This window comes from Clostridium sp. AM29-11AC (assembly GCF_003480545.1).
In the GTDB taxonomy this organism is placed as follows: Bacteria; Bacillota; Clostridia; order Lachnospirales; family Lachnospiraceae; genus Otoolea; species Otoolea saccharolyticum_A.
In genome coordinates this window covers 40,138-61,855 of record NZ_QUJI01000018.1, presented here as the reverse complement: position 1 = coordinate 61,855, position 21,718 = coordinate 40,138, and the positions used below count along the sequence as shown (strand labels likewise).

Genomic DNA, 21,718 nt, shown 5'->3' with positions numbered 1-21,718 from the left:
CGGACGGCTCTGGCCGTCCGGTATGAGTATGAAAAAGCTTTTATTATTTCAAGCAATACTTGAAACAAAGGCCTGTTACCCTTTCGGATAACATACTTAGATTATAGGGTGGAAATGTGACCAAAGTGTGTCAGCATCATAAAAAAAGAATAAAGATCATAAAAAAAGAAAAAACCCTTTAAAAACAGGTGAAAATTGTATATAATAGTAAATGGTATAGTTTGCTTATACGCAGATGACAGTATGAAAGCTGCCGCCGGATTCGGTGCAGCTTCTTAGATAGCCAGAAAACATTTAATGCGAAGGGTTGACTGGCAGCCGGGCAGGAGAGCTGACGCAGGACTGTCCGTTTTGTTCTGGATGAATGGGAGAAAAACAGGAGGAAGAACAACTATGATGATGTCTAATGACATTGGAATTGACCTGGGTACGGCCAGTATCCTTGTGTATATCAAGGGTAAGGGCGTGGTGCTGAAGGAGCCATCCGTAGTTGCGATTGACCGCGACACAAACAGGATCATGGCGATCGGAGAAGAGGCCCGCCTGATGATCGGAAGAACGCCGGGCAACATTGTGGCAGTCCGTCCGCTCCGCCAGGGTGTGATCTCCGACTATACAGTGACAGAGAAAATGCTGAAATACTTTATCAATAAAGCAGTTGGAAAGAAAACCCTCAGAAAGCCGAGGATCAGCGTATGTATTCCAAGCGGCGCCACAGAGGTGGAGAGAAAGGCCGTGGAGGACGCGACCTACCAGGCAGGAGCCAGGGATGTTTCCATCATCGAGGAGCCGGTTGCGGCTGCCATCGGAGCAGGCATCGACATCTCCAAGGCCTGCGGAAACATGATCGTAGACATCGGCGGCGGTACGGCTGATATTGCGGTGATCTCTCTGGGAGGAACAGTTGTCAGCACCTCCATTAAGGTGGCCGGAGATGACTTTGACGAGGCGCTGGTGCGCTATATGAGAAAGAAGCACAACCTGCTGATCGGTGAGAGGACGGCTGAGGAGATCAAGATCAACATCGGCGCAGCCTACAGAAGACCTGAGATGATCACTATGGAGGTGAGGGGAAGAAACCTGGTGACAGGACTTCCGAAGACGATTGTTGTGACCTCCGATGAGACGCTGGAGGCACTCAGAGAGCCGGCCATGCAGATTGTGGACGCTGTTCACAACGTGCTTGAGAGAACGCCGCCGGAGCTGGCAGCCGATATTTTTGACCGCGGCATTGTGCTGACAGGAGGCGGATCGCTGCTCAGCGGACTGGATGCGCTGATCGAGGAAAAGACAGGAATCACCACGATGATTGCTGAGGATCCTCTGACAGCAGTTGCCATCGGAACCGGAAAGTTCATTGAGTTCGCCCACGGAGAGGGCTCCAGGAATTTTGACTAGGGACAGCTATGGCTTCAGTGAAAGGTTTTGTTGAAAAAATTAAATACAGGAACGAGGACAACGGCTATACGGTTTTAAGCGTCACCGGCTCGGAGGATGGGGAGGAATACATCCTTGTGGGCAGCTTCTCCTACATCAGTGAGGGGGAGCTTATTGAGGCGTCGGGCCATATAACCGAACATCCTGTTTACGGGGAACAGCTTGCGGTGGAGCACTACGAGATCAGGCCGCCGGAGGATACGGTTTCCATGGAACGCTATCTAGGCTCCGGTGCCATCAAGGGCATCGGGGCTGCTTTAGCTTCAAGGATAGTAAAAAAATTTAAGACGGACACCTTCCGGATCATGGAGGAGGAACCGGAGCGGCTGGCCGAGATCAAGGGGATCAGCGAAAAGATGGCTATGGCCATTGCGGAGCAGGTGGAGGAGAAGCGCGATATGCGCCAGGCCATGATGTTTCTGCAGGAGTATGGCATCTCCATGAATCTGGCAGCCAAGATCTATCAGGAGTACGGCCCGGCTATGTACGGGATTATCAGGCAGAATCCCTATAAGCTGGCTGACGACATTCCCGGCGTGGGCTTTAAGATGGCAGATGAGATCGCGGCGAAGGTGGGAATATTTACGGACTCTGACTTCAGAATCAAGAGCGGGATTCTCTACACTCTGTTAAAAGCCACGGCAGGCGGCCATACATACCTTCCAAAGGAGGTTCTCTGCGCCCAGGCCTCAGAGCTTCTCGGCGTAAAGCAGGAGGAGATTGAAAAACATCTGGCGGACATGCAGATGGATAAGCGGCTTGTGATCAAGTACGGGCGCAGCGGAGAGGAGAGCGGCACACAGACGGCATCGGCCTTCCTTGGGAAGACGGGAGAGGAAGGGGAAGAAGGGCCTGATTCTGAAAGGGAGCGCCCCCAGCTTGTCTATGCCTCCCAGTATTACTACACGGAGCTCAACACGGCGAAAATGCTCCACGATCTGAACATTACCGGGGATCAGTCCGAGGAGTCCATCAGAAAGAGCCTTGGCCGCATTCAGGAGCAGGAAAACATAGAGCTGGACGAGCTTCAGATACAGGCAGTGATCGAGGCGGTCAACTGCGGGCTTCTGGTTATTACAGGAGGCCCCGGAACGGGAAAAACCACAACCATCAATACGATTATCCGATACTTTGAGCTGGGCGGTCTCGACATCCTGCTGGCAGCGCCTACAGGAAGAGCCGCCAAGCGGATGACGGAGGCTACCGGCTGTGAGGCCAAGACGATCCACCGCCTGCTGGAGCTGACGGGAGCGCCCCTGGAGGAAAAGGGAAATGACGCGGGACAGAGGGGAAAGCTGGCAAACGGAGGGATGCGCTTTGAGCGAAACGAGGAAAATCCTCTGGATGCAGATGTGATTATTATCGACGAGATGTCCATGGTGGATATCCACCTGATGCATTCCCTGCTGCGGGCGGTGAATGTGGGAACCAGGCTGATTCTGGTGGGCGATGTGGATCAGCTTCCCAGCGTGGGGCCGGGCAATGTGCTCAGAGATATTATTGAGTCCGGCTGTTTCCATGTGGTGAAGCTGACGCGGATTTTCCGCCAGGCAGCCCAGAGCGATATTGTCGTCAATGCCCACAGGATCAACAGGGGAGAGCAGATTCCCCTGGGAAAGAGAAGCAGAGATTTTCTCTTTATCAGGCAGGAGGATCCGTCTGCCATCGTCAGCTCCATGATCACCCTGGTGAAGGACAAGCTGCCGGGCTATGTGAAGGCTGATGTGTTTGATATCCAGATCATGACTCCTATGCGAAAGGGCGCCCTGGGGGTGGAGCGGCTGAACACTGTCCTGCAGCAGCACCTGAACCCGCCGTCGCCTGACAAGAAGGAGAAGGAGACGGGAGGAATTACGTTTCGCACAGGCGACAAGGTGATACAGATAAAAAACAACTATCAGATGGAGTGGGAGCTGAGAAACAGGTACGGGATTCCCGTAGACAGAGGAACCGGCGTGTTCAACGGGGATACAGGCATCATAAGGGACATCAATACCTTCTCCGAGCTGGTCACCGTGGAATTTGACGAGGGAAAGATGGTGGAATACAGTTTCAAGCAGCTGGAAGAGCTGGAGCTGGCCTACGCCATCACCATTCATAAATCTCAGGGGAGCGAGTACCCGGCTGTGGTGCTCCCTGTCTATCCGGGGCCCAGGATGCTGATGACGAGAAATCTGATCTACACGGCTGTCACGAGAGCCAGAACCTGCGTCTGCCTGGTGGGTATTCCACAGATCTTTCAGAGCATGGTGGATAACGCTTCAGAACAGAAGAGATATTGTGGATTAAAGGACAGGATTCAGGAGATTGAGGAGAGCCTGATGTAGAAAGCCGGGAGAACATAAAAGACAGAGAAGGCAGAAGAGAAAAAGGGGCGCCTTTCGCGAAGCCGGAACCGCCCCGCTCCCATCCGGCAGCGGGAGCAGCAGCCGGAGAACCGCTTTTTTCCAGGCTGCTTTTATCTGGAACATATCCTTATCATATCGTATTCACTTTTCGTATCGTATTTACTTTGGGAATCTTACTGTTTTCTATTATTCTTCTTTTTCGTTTGTTTTACCATCTTCTATCATTCTTCTTTTTTGTTTATTTTGCCATCTTTGTGATTTTTAATCGCTGCACCTTGCATTGCCGCGGCCGCAGATTCTGAAGCTGCGGCAGAAGTCTGCTCACAGCAGGGCAATGGAAGGGAAAGCACAGAGTCCGTGCGGGGAGGGAGATATTCTTGGAGTTCGATTTAAAGAAAATCTGGCTGAAATATGGCAGGGCAGGCGGGGATTCTGCGCAGGAGCTGGCCCTCCTGGCGGCAGATCTGCTGTTTCCGCGGCGCTGTCCCGTCTGCGGCGATGTAGTGCTTCCAAAGGGAAGGCTTATCTGTCCCGGATGCGTAAAAAAGCTGTCTTTTGTGACGCCGCCGATCTGCATGAAATGCGGAAAGGAGATAGACAGCGGGCTTTTGGAGTACTGCCCGGACTGCGCGCGGCGCCCAAAGAGCTTTGAATATGGAATGGCCCTTCTGAATTATAATAAGACTGCGGCGGGTTCCATGGCGGCAGTGAAGTACAGGAATAAAAGGGAGTATCTGGATTTTTATTCCTGCGCGGCCACAGTGCGTTTCGGGGAGCGGATTCGGGCCGCGGGGATCCAGAGGATTGTGCCGGTTCCCGTTCACCCGTCGCGGTTTCGGAAAAGGGGATTTAACCAGGCCGGGGAGCTGGCAGAGAGGCTTTCAAAGGAGCTTCAGATTCCGGCCGCCGGGCTTCTTCTTAGAGTGAAAAAGACAGATCCCCAGAAAGGCCTGGGGACAGGGGGAAGGCTCAAGAACCTGGAACAGGCCTTTCGGGCCTTGCCGGAAGCGGGAAGTTTCGAGCGGGTGCTCCTGGTGGATGACATTTACACCACAGGGAGCACTGCTGAGGCGTGCACCAGGGCACTTTTAAACGCCGGAGTAAAAAAGGTTTATTTTTTTGCTGTTTGTATTGGACATGGACGCTAAAGTAGGATATGATGATAAAAGGACTTTCTGTCCGGCAGAGGGAGCAGACTTCTGCCAGAATATGAAAAAGAGGACGGCTGCCAGGAAAAACAGGAAGCATTGCCTGCTGCCTATGCAGGCGGCGGGAAACATGGCAGCGCAGGCCTGAAAAGCTGCGAAAAGGAGTTGCAAATGAAGGAGTATACCTATCAACTGGAAAAAGAGGATTACAGAGAGTGGATCCGGTGGAACATTAAAAAACATGATCAGAGGAAGGCGAAGCTGCTCACAGTGGGAGTAATGCTGGCTCTTCTGGCTGTCACCCTGATCGGAAATTTTTCGTCGGGAAGACCCATTGCCGCTGCAATTGGCTCGGTGGTGACGTTTATCGGACTAGGAGCAATCATGCTCTATTTTATTTCTCCGCAGAACCAGGAGAAAATGATCTGGAAGAAAAGCGGGCTTAAAAAGATGGAAAAGACAGGATTTCCTACCATCAACCTGGCAGTGCGGGAGGACGGCTTTGATCTCTTCGGGCCTGACAGGGAAGCTGAGCATGTACATTACCAGTACACCAGCCTGGAGGACATTGTGGAGCTGGAACGCCTTCTGCTTTTAAAGACATCTGACGGAAGTTACCAGTTTGTGGCCAAAAGAGTGTTTACCGAGGAAGAGAAGCAGGAATTTCTCAGCTTCCTGAGAGAGAAGATGGCGGACGCCAGGGAAAATCCCGAGAAGTACAGAAGAACAGAGACGGGGGCTATTGCAGGCACCGGCAGTGATGAGACAGAAGGGAATATCTGGGAAGAGGGCTACGTGGTCAGAAACCAGAATACTGCGGGAATGGGAAAGATTGGTCAGATGGCGAACATCCTCGCGCGCTCAGGCGAGGAGGAAGAGACAGATGGCAGAACAGGTGATGATGCGGACTGTCCGGAACAGGAGGAAGAGAAGGCAGAAGAGCTTTAGTCCGCCGGAAATTTGTGAAAGCAGTCTGAAAATTCAGCTGATTTTGGCAGCTGCTGCAGACTCAGCTCAGCAAGGTAAAAGAGGAGGAGATCGGCTTGAAAATACGCAGTGCCCTGGAGCAGGATGTCAGGGAGATGATGGAAATATTTAATTATGAGGTGAGAAACTCCACAGCCTCCTTTGCGATTCAGGAAAAGACCTATGAGGATCGCCTGGAATGGTTTCACGCCCACGGCACGGGGAATCATCCGCTGATTGTGGCCGAGGAGGATGGAAGGGTTGCAGGCTATGCCTGCCTGTCCCAGTACCGTCCCCACGAGGCGTACAAAAAAACAGTGGAGCTGTCCGTTTATGTATCGCCCGATTTTCGGAAAAGGGGAGTGGGCGAGGCGCTGATGCAGGAGATCATCCGCCTGGCAAGAGAGGACAGAAATACCAGGACTGTCATTTCTGTGATTACAGCAGAAAACCAGGCCAGCATCCGGCTTCATGAAAAGCTTGGTTTTTCCTTCTGCGGCAAGATGCACGAGGTAGGAGAGAAATTCGGCAGAATGCTGGACATTGTCAATTATGAGCTCCTTGTCTGAGAGGGACCCCGAATATTAACAGAATAGAAAGATAAAACAGCTGCCCCGGAATGGAGCAGGAGACAGATAAGGAGGTGCACTGCCGGTGTTGGCTGGCTGTGCGCCTCCTATTTTTGTGGAGATAGGGAAGAGCAGACAGAAACCGGTGCCCTGGCGGATCGCTGTTTTTTGTAATGATTTGTAAGAGATTTGTTCCTTGCAGCCTGTGCAGGCGTATGATAAGCTGAAATCAGGACAAAGGGAAAACTTTCAGAAGAGGAGAGAGGGGAGAAAGAATGAGAAAATCTTTAAAAGCTCTGGCAGCGGCTGCTGCTGTTTTCCTGACTGCATGCGGCAGCAGCACAGGCGGCGCAGCAGCTCCGCCTGGTACAGCGTCCGTACAGGCAGAAACGAGAGAGCAGGAACAGACAAAACAGGAACAGACAAAACAGGAGCAGGGGGAGGTCACCGGCAGCTCAGAGGAAGAGGGGGCGGAGATAATCGGAGGGGCGGACGGTCCGACGGCAATTTTTATCGCACTGGAGGCGGACAGCGCCCAGGAGATAGAAAATTACCCGTCTCTGAGGGAAATGGCAGGGGATACACAGATTGATCCGGACGGGGAGGGAAAAGTTTTTCTGGACAGCGTCCGGAGTGACGGAGTCTATGTCCTGGAAGAAAGCGGTGAGTGGAGTCCGAGAACGGATCAGATGGGAACTGCAGTAATTTACGGCCCCTTTGGAGTCATCCTGCTTCGGCATCGGGAGGACGGCTCCTGGCTGGCGGAACGCTCTGTGGATATGGCAGAGATGGAAAGCTCCTATATGGAGAGCGGGGACAATACAGAAGTGCTTCCGGCAGGAGGGGCGGTTTTTATTTCTGTAAGAGAACGCGGAAGCATCACGGCCATGTATGAGCTTGTCATGGAGAATGGGCAGCTCTTCCAGCTGGACGTATCTGCCATCGGAAAGGATGAGGCGGAGAGCCTGCTCCTTGCCATCCGGCAGGTGAACGAGAAATCAGGTATAACGTCTGCGGAAAAAGGAAAGGGTTCAGAGTCAGAGACGGAGGGGAAAACGGCCATGAAAATTTATGACAGCGCCATGACTGCAGATGGAACGGAAGTATTCCTCTGCGCCGACGGGCCTGCGCTCACGGATTTCTGCCTGATGTGGAAGGACAGGGAAACAGGGGGCTATGTGACGGAGCCGGTTGTGTGGGAAGAGTAAAAGCTGCCAGGTTCGGAAAAAAGGCTGAGGGGCAGCGGGAAGGGGAAAACAGAAACAGGCATTGACCGGCAGGGAAAAACTAATTGCTTTTTACCTGCCGGTATGGTATAATCAGCTTTATATTATTAAATCAAGAAATAGATTTATAAATATATTGACGAATCACAGGTTTTATGGTATAGTAGACGGGCGAATGGAAGAGCCAGGTCTTTTTTTTATGCTCAAAAAAGCAGAGAAAAGCCTGAAAAATTTGAATTTATGTGGAGGTGGAAGTCGTGCGCACAAGAATCACACTGGCATGTACAGAATGCAAACAGCGTAACTACAACATGACCAAGGATAAGAAGACTCATCCAGACAGAATGGAAACGAAGAAGTACTGCAGATTCTGTAAGAGACATACGATGCACAAGGAAACAAAATAATTTCCGTGCCAGTATAAAGGATCAGGCATTCGCTTGAACATTTTGGAGGACAGAGAATGGGTGAGACAGGGAATACCGAGAAGGCTCAGAAGAAGAGCTTTTGGAAAGGCCTTGAGGCTGAGTACAAGAAGATAATCTGGCCTGACAAAGAAACCCTTCAGAAGGAGACAGCGGCTGTTATTGCAGGAGCTGTCGCTTTAGGTCTGATTATTGCAGCACTGGATACCGGAATCGTGTTCCTGCTGCACTATATCATCTAATAACAGGGGATAAGGTGAGATTATGTCAGAAGCGAATTGGTATGTAGTTCATACTTACTCAGGCTATGAAAACAAGGTTAAGGTAGACATTGAGAAGACCATCGAGAACAGAGGTCTTCAGGATCAGATCCTGGAGGTGTCCGTTCCCATGCAGGATGTAGTCGAGATCAAGAATGGAGCCCAGAAGCAGGTTGCCAAAAAGATGTTTCCCGGATATGTGCTCATTAACATGGTTATGAATGATGACACATGGTATGTAGTGCGTAATACCCGCGGTGTAACAGGTTTTGTTGGCCCGGGTTCCAAGCCGGTTCCTTTGACAGAGGATGAGATGGCAAATCTCGGCTTTAAACCAGCCGGAGTAGTTGTCGATTACGAGATTGGAGATGCGGTTGTCGTTATCTCCGGTGCCTGGAAGGATACCGTTGGTGTTATCAAGTCCATCAACGAGAACAAACAGACACTTGAAATTACCGTGGAAATGTTCGGCCGTGAGACACCGGTTGAGCTTAATTTCACAGAAGTTAAGAAGATGTAAGATGCGGCCTGTCATATCTGAGAGGCTCGTGGGAGGGTTCATCCCGCCATTACCACAATATTAGGAGGTGCCTTATCATGGCAAAGAAAGTAACAGGATACATTAAATTACAGATTCCTGCTGGTAAAGCAACACCAGCTCCGCCAGTTGGTCCGGCTCTCGGACAGCACGGCGTTAACATTGTACAGTTTACAAAAGAGTTCAACGCCAGAACAGCAGATCAGGGTGACTTGGTAATCCCGGTTGTCATCACTGTATATGCTGACAGAAGCTTCAGCTTTATTACAAAGACTCCGCCGGCTGCCGTTTTATTAAAGAAGGCATGCAAGCTGAAATCCGGCTCTGCAGTACCGAATAAGACAAAGGTAGCTACCATCTCCAAGGAAGAGGTCAGAAAGATTGCTGAGCTCAAGATGCCAGACTTAAATGCAGCAAGCATCGAGGCTGCTATGAGCATGATCGCCGGAACTGCAAGAAGTATGGGTATCACAGTAGAGGAGTAAGTTTCACTTACAGTCTGCGAAAATGAGATGTTGAATTAGAAACGTGGGAGGGCAATCCCCGACAATACCACTAGGAGGTTATTTATAATGAAAAGAGGAAAAAGATACGTAGAGGCTGCTAAGTTAGTAGACCGTACAAATCTTTATGACGCATCCGAAGCTATCTCTATCGTTAAGAAGGCAGCAGGTGCTAAATTTGATGAAACTGTTGAAGCTCATATCAGAACCGGTTGTGACGGACGTCATGCTGATCAGCAGATCCGCGGCGCTGTAGTTCTTCCTCACGGAACAGGTAAGACAGTCAGAATCCTTGTATTCGCAAAGGGACCGAAGGCTGACGAGGCTCAGGCAGCAGGCGCTGATTACGTAGGAGCAGAGGAGTTAATCCCGAAGATTCAGAACGAGGGATGGCTTGACTTCGACGTAGTTGTAGCTACACCAGACATGATGGGCGTTGTTGGACGTTTAGGACGTGTACTCGGACCGAAGGGCTTAATGCCAAACCCGAAGGCCGGAACCGTTACCATGGACGTGACAAAGGCTATCAACGATATCAAGGCCGGTAAGATTGAGTACAGACTTGATAAGACAAATATTATCCACGTGCCAGTAGGAAAGGCTTCTTTCACAGAGGAGCAGTTAGCGGACAACTTCCAGACGCTTATCGACGCAGTTCTGAAGGCAAAGCCAGCTACATTAAAGGGCGCTTACTTAAAGAGCGTAACACTGACATCCACAATGGGACCAGGTGTGAAGTTAAACGTAGCAAAGCTTGTGAACTAATTGCGGCAGATAGAAGAGAGCGGATCCCTTTCGCCGGAGAAATCCGGGAAGGGCTCCGCTTTTTTTATAGGAAATTCCTCCGAATTTCCTGTAAAATAAAAAGCCCTGAAAAAATCAGCCAATCCCCGATTTTAATGCTTGACAACCACAAAAAAATATGCTATCTTACTTAAGTATTGACTGCCTAAGACAGCAGGTGCCGCAAGGCATAAGGTGAAAACGCCTGCCGAGGAAACGTACACTTACTGATGTAAACGGTGCCTCCCTGTCTCTGGCAGGGAGGCTTTTTCTGTAAGACTCCTGGCGGTTCATACGACGAAAATAATACAGGAGGTAAACCATTCATGGCAAAAGTTGAGTTAAAGCAGCCTATCGTTGCTGAGATCTCTGAGTTATTCAACGGCGCTAAGTCTGCTGTAGTTGTTGACTACCGCGGATTAACTGTTGAGCAGGATACACAGCTTCGTAAGCAGTTAAGAGAAGCTGGTGTTACTTACAAGGTATACAAGAACACCATGATTCGCTTTGCTGCAAAGGGAACAGAGTTTGAAGCTTTAGAGCCACATCTGGAAGGACCTACAGCTTTAGCTGTATCCAAGGAAGATGCTACTGCTCCGGCCAGAGTATTAGCTGAGTTTGCAAAGAAGGCAGACAAGTTAGAGTTAAAGGCCGGCGTTGTGGAAGGCACATATTACGATGAGAAGGGAATTCAGGTTATCGCTACTATCCCGTCCAGAGAAATTCTTCTCGGAAAGTTACTGGGAAGCATCCAGTCCCCGATCGCAAACTTTGCACGCGTTATCAACCAGATCGCAGAGGCAAAGGAGGCTTAATTCCATACATGAGAGAGGCTGCATAGCCGCGTGATGGAAGAGCCGTTCTGCAGCGTCAGAACTGCAGAAGCCGGGAATCCGGCATGAAAACATTTCATTAGAGAATAAATTATTAAACAGGAGGAAATTAAAATGGCAAAGTTAACAACAGCTGAGTTCATTGAGGCTATTAAAGAGTTATCCGTATTAGAGTTAAACGAGCTTGTAAAGGCTTGCGAGGAAGAGTTCGGTGTATCCGCAGCAGCAGGCGTTGTAGTTGCAGCAGCAGGCGGCGCAGCAGAGGCAGCTGAGGAGAAGACAGAGTTCGACGTAGAGCTGACAGAGGTTGGCGCTAACAAGGTTAAGGTTATCAAGGTTGTTCGTGAGGCTACAGGTCTTGGCTTAAAGGAAGCTAAGGAAGTAGTTGACGGCGCTCCGAAGGTAGTTAAGGCTGGCGTTTCCAAGGAAGAGGCTGAGGACCTTAAGACAAAGTTAGAGGCAGAGGGAGCAAAGGTTACATTAAAGTAATCCATTGCCATTCTATAAACACTAAATGCATTACACACCGAAAGTCCAGAGTGTATGAAAGCACACTCTGGGCTTTTTCATATTATAGGAAATCCTCCGAATTTCCTATAATATGAAAAGCCCTGCCGGGCGGGATGCGCACGCCGCGCAGAGGAAAAAGGCTGCTTAAAGCAGCCGCGCGGCGGCGCGAAAAAGCAGGCAAGCCCCTAATGATTGAGGGAGTGGGGAGCTGAGGCGGGCCTGCCCACTTTCTTATTTACAGGAAATTCCTCAGAATTTCCGCAGATGAGATGGAGGACGGCAGAAAGGGAATGGGCAGGGCCGAACAGGCGGAGCCCTTTTGGCGCGCTGTTTAAACGGCAGGCAAAACATAAAAAGAAGGGATGGACAGAAATGAGGGTATCAGATGCGGTAAAAAACAGAGTTTCTCTGCGTGTCTATGATGACAGGCAGATTTCAGATGCGGATTTAGATCAGATTCTTGAGGCAGCTTCCCTTGCGCCTACGGCGGGAAACCAGCAGCTCTATTCCGTGATAGTAATTAAGAGCCGGGAGATGAAGGAAAAGCTGTCAGCAAGCTGTGACCATCAGCCGTTTATAGCCAAGGCTCCTGTTCTGCTCCTGTTTGTGGCGGATCAGCAGAAATGGTTTGATTATTACAGGCTGAAAGGCTGCAGGGAGTTTGCAGGCAGGGAGGAGGGGCTTGCCTGGGAGGAGCCCAATGAGGCGGATTTGCTGCTGTCCATCGAGGACACCATGATTGCAGCCCAGAATGCAGTGATTATGGCGGAATCACTGGGAATAGGCTCCTGCTACATCGGAGATATTCTGGAAAATTTCGAATATCACAGGGAGCTTTTCAGACTGCCCCAGCACGCGGTTCCCATTTCCCTGCTCTGCCTCGGATATTACAGGGAAGGCTACAGGCGGGTACACAGGGAACGATTTGACAGAAAGTATGTGGTGTTTGAGGAGACCTACCGGAGACTTTCCGATGAGGAGCTGGAGGATATGTTTGCCGGGAAGGCGGAGAGCTTCGTCAAAGGGCCGGCTGTCACGGCGGACAATTTTGCCCAGGCGTTTTATAAGAGAAAGACAGGCGCTGCTTTTTCAAAGGAGATGGCCCGATCGGTGAAGGCCATGCTTGAGGCGTATACGGGGAGAGGAAAACAGGAACAGCCGGACGGAAGGCAGTAAAGGCTCTGCCCGTCTGTGCTCACAGGCCTGACAGACGCAGAGAAGACACACAGGGAGATGAGAGAATGGAACAGAATGGTTTATCTGCAGAGAATTTTTCAGAGATGTTGAGGGAGAGCGACTGTCTTTTAATCGGAATCGGAGCAGAGTGGGAGACCGGGGCGGGCAGGCCCTCATCTCTCCAGCCGGAGCAGGCGAAAAGAGCTTACGAGGCATTGGGAGATATGGTGAAGGGAAAGGATTATTTTATTATCACCACGGTGACCGACGGAAAAGTCAGGGAGAGCTCCCTGGATCAGAGCCGTATTGTGGCGCCCTGCGGAAACGAGCAGTGGAAGCAGTGCAGCAGAGCCTGCACAAAGGACATATGGGAGCCGGGAGAGATTCCGGACGGTCTCTGCCCCCACTGCGGCGCGCCTCTGACGGGAAATACCATCCATGCGGAAACTTACATAGAGGAAGGGTATCTGCCTCAGTGGAAGGCCTACCAGGAGTGGCTGGGAAGGACACTGAACAGGAGGCTTCTGGCGCTGGAGCTGGGAGAGGACTTCCGGATGCCGAAGCTGATACGATGGCCTTTTGAAAAGACGGTATTTTTTAACAAAAAGCGCATATGTACCGTGTGAACCAGACCTTTGCCCAGATTTCCGAAGAAATTGGAGAGCGGGCTGTCTCCATAAAGGAAAATTCTGTAGATTTCATTGTGAAGGCGGCAGAAGAGGCGGCAGGCTCCAGCCGATAGGGGAAAACGAAAATTTGCACTTTCCGATTGTTTATTCTGCCTGTCTGTGATAATATTTTTAAAGAAATAAAGGGCGTCAGGCACTACAGAAGTTTCAGGCTATGACTGATTGGGAAGGCACGGCGCAGACGAAAGAGAGGAAGCTTGAATGGGAGCGATCAGCAATGACTGGCTTGCGCCGCTCAGTGCGGAGTTTAGGAAGCCTTACTATAAAAAGCTGTATGAGACAGTGAAGCACGAATATGAAACAAGGGTGATTTATCCGGATGCCGATGATATTTTTAACGCCTTTGCGTTTACACCTCTTTCCAGGGTGAAGGTGGTCATTCTGGGGCAGGATCCCTATCACGGCCGCGGCCAGGCCCACGGGCTGTGCTTCTCCGTAAAGCCGGGAGTGGAGACGCCGCCCTCCCTGGTGAATATCTATCAGGAGCTTCACGACGATCTGGGCTGCTATATCCCCAACAATGGATATTTAAAGAAGTGGGCGGATCAGGGAGTCATGCTTCTGAATACGGTTCTCACTGTGCGCGCCCATCAGGCCAATTCCCACAGGGGAATCGGCTGGGAAGAGTTTACAGACGCGGCGATCCGGGCACTGAACGAGCAGGATCGCCCGATGGTGTTTATCCTGTGGGGAAGACCGGCGCAGATGAAGAAGCCGATGCTGACCAACCCGAAACACCTGATTCTGGAAGCACCCCATCCCAGCCCGCTCTCCGCATTCAGAGGATTTTTCGGAAGCAGGCCCTTCAGCCGCACCAACGAATATCTGAAGGAAAACGGAATTGAGCCCATTGACTGGCAGATCGAAAATATTTAGCAGAGAGGAAATGGTATGAGTTTTTTTGAGATTTTAAAAGTGCTTGTACTGGGAATTGTGGAGGGCTTTACGGAATGGCTTCCCATCAGCAGCACAGGCCATATGATTCTGGTGGATGAGATTATTCACCTGGACGTAAGCCAGGCATTCAAAGAAGTGTTTATGGTGGTGATTCAGCTGGGTGCGATTCTGGCTGTGGTGGTGCTGTATTTCCACAGACTGAATCCCTTCTCACCGCGAAAGACAGAAAACCAGAAGCGGGCGACCATCCGCCTCTGGATGAAGATAGTGGTGGCCTGTATTCCCGCAGCGATCATCGGAATTCCCTTTGACAACCTGTTAGATAAGCTTATGAACGGCTATGTGGTGTCGGCCATGCTGATTCTCTACGGCGTTTTCTTTATTCTGCTGGAAAACAGGAACCGGGGCGTGCAGTTCAGAATTCAGAGGGTGACACAGATTTCCTTCCGGACGGCTGCCTGCATAGGACTGTTTCAGGTTCTTGCCATGGTTCCCGGAACCTCCCGTTCCGGAGCGACAATCCTAGGGGCCATGCTGTTAGGGTGCTCAAGGGGGGCTGCGGCAGAGTTTTCCTTTTTCCTGGGAATCCCTGTCATGTTTGGCGCCAGCTTCTTAAAGATTATCAAATTTATATTTGTTGACGGAATGACCTTCCAGGCATATGAGGTGTTCTACCTGCTCTTTGGAATGGCAGTGGCCTTCGGCGTCTCTGTCTACTCCATTAAATTCCTGATGGAGTATGTAAAGCAGCATGATTTCAAGTTCTTCGGATATTACAGAATCGTGCTGGGAATCATTGTGCTTTCCTATTTCGGAATCTCTGCACTTGTGGCTGCTTAGAGATCCTTTGGGGAGAGAAACAGAAAAAAAGCAGGACAGAGAAAACTGTGTGCGAAAAAGAAGGGCGCAGGCTCTGTCTCCCTGTCCAGAATGGATTTCTGGGCAGGGAGACAGAGCCTGCGTTTTTATATACCAGGAAACTCTGTTCCCTGGTATATAAAAACGCTCCGCGGGGATCGCACTGGGTTGGAGAGGAAAATGTCGCTTTTGCGACCCGCCGCTTTGTTCTGGCATCGGAAAACGCTGGCGGGGGCATGTATATCTGGGAAGGGAGAACCGTATATTTAGACAAGGGAACTTTACGGCAGTAAGGAGGGACAGGAGTTGAAGAAACTGAGATTACAGGCAGGGGTACTGGCGGCTGTCCTGCTTGCAGATATTCTGCTGGCGGCCAATCTGGGGAGAGTGGTCTGGGAAGCGGGAGGGGGAGAAAGGGGAGAGATTTCTGCTGTCCCCGCTTCGGAGCGGGAGAATGGACCTGCCATTGATCCAAACCAGAAAAGCCCGTTTCTGGCTCTCACCTTTGATGACGGCCCCCACTCGTCCTGTACGGAGGAGCTGCTGGACGGGCTGAAAGACAGAGGGGTGAAGGCATCCTTTTTTCTGATGGGAGAAAATATTCCCGGCAACGAGAGACTGATTCAGAGGATGAAGGAGGAAGGCCATCTCATCGGGACCCACTGCTACAGCCACGTGGATCTGACCCGGGAGAGTATGGAGAGCGCAGTCAGCCAGATTGAGAAGACAAACGAGATGATTGAGGAGATTACAGGGACAAAGCCGGCTTATATAAGACCTCCATACGGGGCGTGGAATGAGGAACTGGAGGAGGAGGTTCAGATGACTCCTGTGTTCTGGGATATTGATACCCTGGACTGGAAGAGTCAGAACAGCGCAGCCGTCCTTGGGAAAATTGAAAGACAGGCGGGAAAGCACCAGATTGTGCTGATGCATGACACGTTTCCCTCCACCGTGAAGGCAGCCCTTGCGGCCATTGACACATTGAAGGAGCAGGGCTATACTTTTGTTACAGTAGACGAGCTGCTGATAGAATAGAGAAGCTCCTGGGAGCCGCCTATCAGTGAGCAGGTGAAGGGGAGAAAACCGCGATGGATTTATTTGACTATATGAGGAGCAGTACGATGGAGAAGGAGGCGCCTCTGGCCTCCCGCCTGCGCCCGTCCACCCTGGACGAGGTGGTGGGGCAGAAGCACATAATCGGGAAGGACAAGCTGCTGTATCGGGCGATCAAGGCAGATAAGCTGGGCTCAGTGATTTTTTACGGGCCGCCGGGAACTGGAAAGACAACGCTTGCGAGAGTGATTGCCAATACCACCAGCGCCCGCTTCACCCAGATTAATGCCACCACAGCCGGAAAAAAGGACATGGAGGAGGCGGTAAAGGAGGCCAAAGACGCTCTTGGAATGTACGGGCAGAAGACGATCCTTTTTGTGGATGAGATTCACCGTTTCAACAAGAGCCAGCAGGACTATCTTCTGCCCTTTGTGGAGGACGGAACCCTTATTCTCATCGGCGCAACCACGGAAAATCCTTATTTTGAGGTGAACGGAGCTTTGATTTCCCGATCCAGGATCTTTGAGCTGAAACCTCTTGAAAAGGGAGATATCATAGAGCTGATGAGGCGGGCTGTGACGGATCCTGAAAAGGGGATGGGAATGTACCGGGCAGTTCTGGAACAGGAGGCTGAGGAATTTCTGGCAGAGGCGGCAAACGGGGATGCGAGGGCTGCCCTGAATGCGGTGGAGCTGGGCGTCCTTACCACAGAGCGCAGGGAGGACGGGCTCATCCACATTGACCTGGCCGTGGCCCAGGAGTGCATCCAGAAGCGGGCTGTGCGCTACGACAAGGGGGGAGACAACCACTATGATACGATATCTGCCTTTATCAAGAGTATGAGAGGCTCGGATCCGGACGCTGCAGTCTATTATCTGGCCAGAATGCTCTACGCGGGGGAGGATATCAAGTTTATTGCCAGGAGAATTATGATCTGCGCCTCAGAGGACGTGGGAAATGCAGATCCCCAGGCTCTCTGTGTGGCTGTCAGCGCATCCCTGGCGGTGGAGCGGGTTGGAATGCCGGAGGCGCAGATTATTCTCGCCAATGCCGCAACCTATGTGGCCAGCGCCCCCAAAAGCAATTCGGCAGTCAAGGCCATAGAAGCTGCCATGAACGCAGTTAAGACAAGACCTCTGGGCCCGGTTCCTGTGCATCTTCAGGACCGCCACTACAGCGGTGCCGCCGCTCTGGGACGGGGGCTTGATTATAAGTATGCCCATGATTACCCCTATCACTATGTGAAGCAGCAGTATCTTCCGGATGGAATGGAGGACGCTGTATTCTATGAGCCCTCAGAAAACGGATATGAAAAGCAGATAGGGGAAAGGCTTGCCTTCCTGAGGAGCCTGTCCGGGGAGGAAAGCGAGACGGACACAAAAGGGAAAGAATAAATAAAAGGAAAAGCAGCTGCCTTCTGAAATGAGGGCGGCTTTTTTTACTCCACGCTCTGATAACGCCAAAGGGGAAAAATAAATGCAGGAAAATGAACCAGCCTGCCTGCAGAATGCTCTTATAGACAGGTGCACCAAAACGGGAAGGAGAGCAGAGGACTTGAGAGAAACAGAACTTGTAGAACGGTTTGCGGCCGGAGATAGGGAGGCGTTTGACGCGCTGTATGAACTTTATAAGGATCAGGCCTTCCGAACCGCATGGTTTCTGGCCGGAAACCGGGCGGATGCGGAGGATATTGTCCAGGATACCTTTGTCAAGGTATATGTGAATATCGGACAGCTTAAAGATGCAGGAGGCTTCAAGAGCTGGTTTTACAGGATTCTCACAAGGACGGCCTGGAAACAGTCAGAGGGCAGAAGGCGGGAATTTCCCGACAGCGAGATACTGACTCACGCAGACGCATCCTCAGATATACAGACCGATCTGACTCCCGAACGTCTTCTTAAGGAGGAAGAACGCCAGAGGATCAGGGACGCGGTGGACCGTCTGGATGAAAAACACAGAACGGTGCTGATTCTCTACTATTTCAACGAATTTTCCACCAGGACGATTGCCCGCATCATGGGCTGCCTGGAGGGAACGGTGAAATCAAGGCTGTTTACGGCGCGAAGAAAAATCAGGGCAGAGCTTATGAGTGAGCCGGGAAAGGAGGGAGTTGTCTGTGAACAGGGAAACGGACGGAAGGTTAAAGGAGTTTTTTGAGAGGGAAGCGGGAAAAATGACAGCCCCTGACAGCCTGAAAGACCGGATTGACAGGGAGCTTGCCGTGATTGACAGCATGAGGGAGAATGAAGAGCATTCAGAAAGAAAGGGTTCAGATATGAGATTCAAAAAGAGAAAACTGGTTTTGGCGGCAGCGGCGGTTATGATGATAGGAAGCATTACCTGTATTGCAGCAGGAAAAATGGCAGGCTCCATGGTCGGCAGCAGCCATCTGACAGAGGTGAGGGAGTACAGCGGGCTGGCGGATGCAGAGAAAAAGACAGGGCTTGAGACGGGAATGCCGGAGAGCTTTTCAAACGGCTATCAGTTCCAGTATGTGAACACGGGAGACGGGGCTGCTGTGGATGCAGACGGAAACCCGATCCCGGGAACCGAGTACACCGATATCTTTGTGAGCTACGAGAAGGATGGAAATGAAATTCTGGCTTCTGTCACACCGAAGCTTAAGGGGATGGAAGAATCGTCAGAGGGAATGCCCGAGGCCAAGGAGGTGCGCGAGATTGGAGGAGTCTCTGTAAGCTATCTGGAAACTACGATGAAGGTTGTGCCGCCGGACTATGAGCTGACGGAGCAGGACAAAAAGGATATGGAGAATCCGAACTTCGGCATTTCCTATGGTTCTGACGAGGTGAAGGTGCAGGAGGTTCACTCCATGGAGTGGAGGACAGAGGATCAGGCGTACAGTCTGGTGGACATCACAGGCACCGCCGGGGCTGAGGAGATGTTTTCTATGGCGGAAGAGATCATAGAAGGAAAGTAGATGAAAGAACTGGAAGGAGAGATCCAGACAGATTTGAAAATCCAGCCGGGAACAGAAAACAGTGAGGGGCATTTATCCGGCCTCTCACTGTTTTTGCAAGTGAATCCAAACATGTGAAAGGGGCTGTAAAATAACAGAAAGTATGATATACTAAAACAAAATGTGCTTTTTTGCCTGCGGGACAGCTCCGGGCAGGAACCGACTCTGGGACAGGGCAGACAGTTCTGCAGGCTGAAGGAAGCAGACAGGGGTTTATTCCACCTGCCCGATCCACAGGAGAGATAAACCGTATAAAAATGAAAGACAGAACAGAAAGGAACCTTCCATTGAATACACATACTGAAGCAGGAGCCAATGCAATTTCCGTCAAGAATGTGACAAAGATCTACCGTCTGTATGACAAGCCCATTGACAGGCTCAAGGAATCCTTAAGCGTTACCCATAAAAACTACCATAAGGATTTCTATGCCCTTCAGAATCTTTCTTTTGACGTGAAAAAGGGGGAGACGGTGGGGATTATCGGAACCAACGGTTCAGGAAAATCCACGATCCTGAAGATTATCACTGGGGTACTTACCCCCACCTCCGGCGAAGTCATGGTGGACGGAAAGATATCGGCCCTTCTGGAGCTGGGAGCCGGCTTTAACCAGGATTATACAGGAATTGAGAACATTTACATGAACGGAACCATGATGGGCTTTTCCAAGAAGGAGATGGATGAAAAGCTCCCGGACATACTGGAGTTTGCAGACATCGGAGACTTTGTCTACCAGCCGGTCAAGACCTACTCGAGCGGTATGTTTGTCCGCCTGGCCTTTGCCCTGTCCATCAATGTGGAACCGGAGATCCTGATCGTAGATGAGGCTCTGTCCGTAGGAGACGTGTTCTTCCAGTCTAAATGTTACCGCCGTATGGACGAGCTGAGAAAGAGCGGAACCACCATTGTCATGGTAACCCACGATATGGGAAGCGTGATCAAGTACTGCGACAAGGTAGTGCTGTTAAACCGCGGTGAGTTCGTAGCTGAGGGCCCGGCCGGAAAGATGGTGGATCTCTACAAGAAGATTCTGGCAGGCCAGCTGGATTCCCTGAATGAGGAGCTGTCACAGATGAACGATTTCTCCGGAGACAGCGCGGTGAGCAGCACAGACACAGCCGGGCAGAAGGAAGAAGACGGCTCAGAGCAGCATCAGAAGGGACTGATGAAGGATAAGATCACAATTAATGCAAACCGTACCGAGTACGGCGACGGCCGCGCGGAGATTGTAGATCTGGGCCTGTTCGACGAGAGGGGGAATCTGACAAACCTGCTGCTAAAGGGCGAGATGTTTACGATCAAGGAGAAAATCCGTTTCAGCACAGAGATCCAGGCGCCGATTTTCACTTACACTATCAAAGATAAAAAGGGTACGGATCTGACGGGAACCAACACCATGTTTGAGGGGACGGACATAAAGCCTGTGAAGCGGGGAGATGTCTATGAGGTCTCCTTCAGGCAGAAGATGACGCTGCAGGGCGGGGAGTACCTGCTCTCCATGAGCTGTACCGGCTTTGAGAACGGCGAGCATGTGGTGTATCACCGCCTTTACGATGTGGCCAATATTACGGTTATCTCCAACAAGAACACGGTGGGTGTCTATGATATGGAGTCCCAGGTGGAGACAAAGCTCACGCCGGCAAACGCGGATGCATAAAACGTCAGCCATAGCCTGAGGGTGGCCGGATGAATGCAGAGAAATGCAGAGAAAAGGAGAACAAAAAATCACTATGAAAGATCTGAATCAGAAGGTTATTTCTCTGATAGATAAATATGGAAATGATTACAGGAGTGCTCTGAGGGCCCATGTGAACCTGGAATATTTCATGGCTCTTTCCCCACTCAGAGAAAACCTGCTCGAGTGGTATGAGTTTCGCAGGGACGCATCACTTCTTCAGGTAGGCGCCGATTTCGGAGCCCTGACAGGCCTTTTCAGGCAGCGGGTGAACCATGTGGAGGTGTGGGATGAGTCAGAGGAAAGCCTGGATGTGGTGAGAGCCCGGTTCCCGGAGGTAAAAAAGGAGGCAGAACAGCCTTCCGCCTCCTGCGCCCTTTCTCTCACCAGTGAGCCCCTTGAGAAGATCGCGGCCGCAGGGAAGCGATATGACTATGTGGTCTGTGCCGGAAGCCTTAGAGAGCCGGTCAGTGAGTGGGCAGAGCTTTTAAAATCCCTCTTAAAGCCGGGGGGAACACTGCTCCTTGCGGCCTGCAACCGCTTTGGCCTGAAATATTTTGCCGGAGCCCCAAGAGATTCGGTGAGCGTCATGAGAGGACAGCTTGCGGGACTGTTCCCTGGCTGTGAATTTTACTATCCCATGCCGGATTACAGGGTGCCTTCTGTGATCTATTCGGACCGCTGTCTGCCGGCGAGGGGAGAGCTTGCAGGAATGCATCCCCTGTATGACTTCCCGGAGTACCCTTTCACGGACGTGGGAGCAGATTTTGAGGCGGCCTGCGAGGATGGACAGTTTGAAAATTTTGCAGATTCCTTCCTCATCATCTGGGAAAAAGGAGAGTAAAC

At 51.1% G+C, this 21,718-nt stretch carries 24 protein-coding genes and 1 other annotated feature; all 24 genes read left to right on the top strand.

Annotated features, from left to right (window positions below):
* The first annotated feature begins 396 nt into the window (after positions 1-396).
* The 24 genes from DW757_RS13005 (at position 397) to DW757_RS17755 (ending at position 21,716) form a co-directional block, all read left to right on the top strand.
* Positions 397-1,398 carry a rod shape-determining protein gene (locus DW757_RS13005; RefSeq protein ID WP_347476105.1) on the top strand — a complete coding sequence of 334 codons (1,002 nt, stop codon included), beginning with the start codon at positions 397-399 and terminating at the stop codon, positions 1,396-1,398.
* An 8-nt stretch (positions 1,399-1,406) separates the two neighbouring features.
* Positions 1,407-3,764, top strand: coding sequence for an ATP-dependent RecD-like DNA helicase (locus DW757_RS13000; protein ID WP_118751886.1), 2,358 nt, complete (start codon positions 1,407-1,409; stop codon positions 3,762-3,764).
* Between the two features lie 398 nt (positions 3,765-4,162).
* Complete coding sequence (locus tag DW757_RS12995) at positions 4,163-4,933, top strand: ComF family protein (RefSeq protein ID WP_347559992.1); 771 nt, start codon at positions 4,163-4,165, stop codon at positions 4,931-4,933.
* 171 nt (positions 4,934-5,104) lie between these two features.
* Positions 5,105-5,881 carry a YcxB family protein gene (locus DW757_RS12990; RefSeq protein ID WP_243033674.1) on the top strand — a complete coding sequence of 259 codons (777 nt, stop codon included), beginning with the start codon at positions 5,105-5,107 and terminating at the stop codon, positions 5,879-5,881.
* 95 nt (positions 5,882-5,976) lie between these two features.
* Positions 5,977-6,468 (top strand): GNAT family N-acetyltransferase, encoded by a 492-nt coding sequence (locus DW757_RS12985; RefSeq protein ID WP_008399563.1) that lies wholly within the window; start codon positions 5,977-5,979, stop codon positions 6,466-6,468.
* A 275-nt stretch (positions 6,469-6,743) separates the two neighbouring features.
* The gene (locus DW757_RS12980; protein ID WP_118751885.1) at positions 6,744-7,676 is read left to right on the top strand and encodes a hypothetical protein; all 933 of its coding nucleotides are present in this window, start codon (positions 6,744-6,746) and stop codon (positions 7,674-7,676) included.
* Between the two features lie 275 nt (positions 7,677-7,951).
* On the top strand, positions 7,952-8,101 hold the full coding sequence (gene rpmG / locus DW757_RS12975) for a 50S ribosomal protein L33 (RefSeq protein WP_022346358.1): 150 nt from the start codon (positions 7,952-7,954) through the stop codon (positions 8,099-8,101).
* Positions 8,102-8,157: 56 nt separating this feature from the next.
* Positions 8,158-8,361, top strand: a complete 204-nt coding sequence (gene secE, locus DW757_RS12970; RefSeq protein ID WP_008399567.1) for a preprotein translocase subunit SecE — start codon at positions 8,158-8,160, stop codon at positions 8,359-8,361.
* 22 nt (positions 8,362-8,383) lie between these two features.
* Positions 8,384-8,899, top strand: a complete 516-nt coding sequence (gene nusG / locus DW757_RS12965) for a transcription termination/antitermination protein NusG (RefSeq protein ID WP_008399569.1) — start codon at positions 8,384-8,386, stop codon at positions 8,897-8,899.
* A 77-nt stretch (positions 8,900-8,976) separates the two neighbouring features.
* Positions 8,977-9,402: a 50S ribosomal protein L11 gene (gene rplK / locus DW757_RS12960; RefSeq protein WP_008399571.1), complete on the top strand. Its 426-nt coding sequence runs from the start codon at positions 8,977-8,979 to the stop codon at positions 9,400-9,402.
* An 87-nt stretch (positions 9,403-9,489) separates the two neighbouring features.
* Positions 9,490-10,185: a 50S ribosomal protein L1 gene (gene rplA, locus DW757_RS12955; RefSeq protein ID WP_008399572.1), complete on the top strand. Its 696-nt coding sequence runs from the start codon at positions 9,490-9,492 to the stop codon at positions 10,183-10,185.
* Positions 10,186-10,350: 165 nt separating this feature from the next.
* Positions 10,351-10,484 (top strand) — a sequence feature (ribosomal protein L10 leader region).
* Between the two features lie 45 nt (positions 10,485-10,529).
* On the top strand, positions 10,530-11,018 hold the full coding sequence (gene rplJ, locus DW757_RS12950) for a 50S ribosomal protein L10 (RefSeq protein WP_008399574.1): 489 nt from the start codon (positions 10,530-10,532) through the stop codon (positions 11,016-11,018).
* A 132-nt stretch (positions 11,019-11,150) separates the two neighbouring features.
* A complete protein-coding gene (gene rplL / locus DW757_RS12945) occupies positions 11,151-11,525 on the top strand; it encodes a 50S ribosomal protein L7/L12 (protein WP_118751884.1) in 375 nt (124 codons plus the stop codon).
* A 393-nt stretch (positions 11,526-11,918) separates the two neighbouring features.
* Positions 11,919-12,722: a nitroreductase family protein gene (locus tag DW757_RS12940; RefSeq protein WP_008399580.1), complete on the top strand. Its 804-nt coding sequence runs from the start codon at positions 11,919-11,921 to the stop codon at positions 12,720-12,722.
* Positions 12,723-12,787: 65 nt separating this feature from the next.
* Complete coding sequence (locus DW757_RS12935; RefSeq protein ID WP_347559991.1) at positions 12,788-13,348, top strand: hypothetical protein; 561 nt, start codon at positions 12,788-12,790, stop codon at positions 13,346-13,348.
* Positions 13,336-13,464: a hypothetical protein gene (locus DW757_RS18055; RefSeq protein WP_347559990.1), complete on the top strand. Its 129-nt coding sequence runs from the start codon at positions 13,336-13,338 to the stop codon at positions 13,462-13,464. The genes DW757_RS12935 and DW757_RS18055 overlap by 13 nt, the downstream gene beginning before the upstream one ends.
* Positions 13,465-13,612: 148 nt before the next feature.
* Entirely contained in the window at positions 13,613-14,287 is a 675-nt protein-coding gene (locus tag DW757_RS12930; RefSeq protein ID WP_008399583.1) for a uracil-DNA glycosylase, read from the top strand.
* A 15-nt stretch (positions 14,288-14,302) separates the two neighbouring features.
* Positions 14,303-15,148, top strand: coding sequence for an undecaprenyl-diphosphate phosphatase (locus DW757_RS12925; protein ID WP_118751883.1), 846 nt, complete (start codon positions 14,303-14,305; stop codon positions 15,146-15,148).
* Between the two features lie 324 nt (positions 15,149-15,472).
* On the top strand, positions 15,473-16,204 hold the full coding sequence (locus tag DW757_RS12915) for a polysaccharide deacetylase family protein (RefSeq protein ID WP_021965441.1): 732 nt from the start codon (positions 15,473-15,475) through the stop codon (positions 16,202-16,204).
* Between the two features lie 53 nt (positions 16,205-16,257).
* Positions 16,258-17,616: a replication-associated recombination protein A gene (locus tag DW757_RS12910; RefSeq protein ID WP_118751881.1), complete on the top strand. Its 1,359-nt coding sequence runs from the start codon at positions 16,258-16,260 to the stop codon at positions 17,614-17,616.
* A 160-nt stretch (positions 17,617-17,776) separates the two neighbouring features.
* A complete protein-coding gene (locus tag DW757_RS12905; RefSeq protein ID WP_008399469.1) occupies positions 17,777-18,379 on the top strand; it encodes an RNA polymerase sigma factor in 603 nt (200 codons plus the stop codon).
* Positions 18,339-19,160 carry a hypothetical protein gene (locus DW757_RS12900; protein ID WP_021965443.1) on the top strand — a complete coding sequence of 274 codons (822 nt, stop codon included), beginning with the start codon at positions 18,339-18,341 and terminating at the stop codon, positions 19,158-19,160. Before DW757_RS12905 ends, DW757_RS12900 begins: the two co-directional genes overlap by 41 nt.
* 296 nt (positions 19,161-19,456) lie before the next feature.
* Positions 19,457-20,854 carry an ABC transporter ATP-binding protein gene (locus tag DW757_RS12895; RefSeq protein WP_015574727.1) on the top strand — a complete coding sequence of 466 codons (1,398 nt, stop codon included), beginning with the start codon at positions 19,457-19,459 and terminating at the stop codon, positions 20,852-20,854.
* A gap of 73 nt (positions 20,855-20,927) precedes the next feature.
* Positions 20,928-21,716, top strand: a complete 789-nt coding sequence (locus tag DW757_RS17755; protein WP_243033672.1) for a class I SAM-dependent methyltransferase — start codon at positions 20,928-20,930, stop codon at positions 21,714-21,716.
* Positions 21,717-21,718 lie beyond the last annotated feature (2 nt).